The sequence below is a fragment of the Komagataeibacter kakiaceti JCM 25156 genome, assembly GCF_000613305.1.
Genome location: NZ_BAIO01000946.1, coordinates 1 through 501, shown reverse-complemented (window position 1 = coordinate 501; position 501 = coordinate 1). Strand labels below are relative to the sequence as shown.

General features: G+C 68.5%; 1 pseudogene. It reads right to left on the bottom strand.

What is annotated here, in order from left to right:
• Positions 1–101 precede the first annotated feature (101 nt).
• A pseudogene (locus JCM25156_RS20205) lies at positions 102–501 on the bottom strand (hypothetical protein); the annotation flags it as partial.

Below are 501 nucleotides of genomic sequence, written 5' to 3'. Positions count from 1 at the left end.
CGGCAGGCCCCGCCCCGGCCACGGACCCAGCCGCGCCATGATGGCGGCGAAATCATGCCCGCCGACCGGCTCCGCCCGGCTCATTCCCGGCAATCCGGGCCTCAGCTACACTTGGCGCGCTTGCGATAGACCTGTTCGGCGGATTTGATGCGGTCGGCGGGCGTGGGAAATTCACTGGCCAGCTTGTCCAGCGCCTGGCAGGCGGATGTCCTGTCATTCAGCGCCAGAAGAGTGGCCGCCACCCCCAGCAGCGCCGTGGGCGCATGCGCGCCATGGGGGGCGCGGTTATAGGCGTCGTAATAGGCCAGGGCGGACTGCCGGTACTGCTTCTGCCCCGCGAGGGACTGGGCCAGCAGGTACTGCGCATCAACCTGTCTCGGCCCCTTGGGGCCGGACAGCACCTGTTGCGCGTCCGCCTGCGCGGTCGTGTAATCATGCTGCAGCAGGGCGTCGTTCCCGGCTTTCAGCGTATCATCGACGGAACGCTTCGCAACCGGGGCG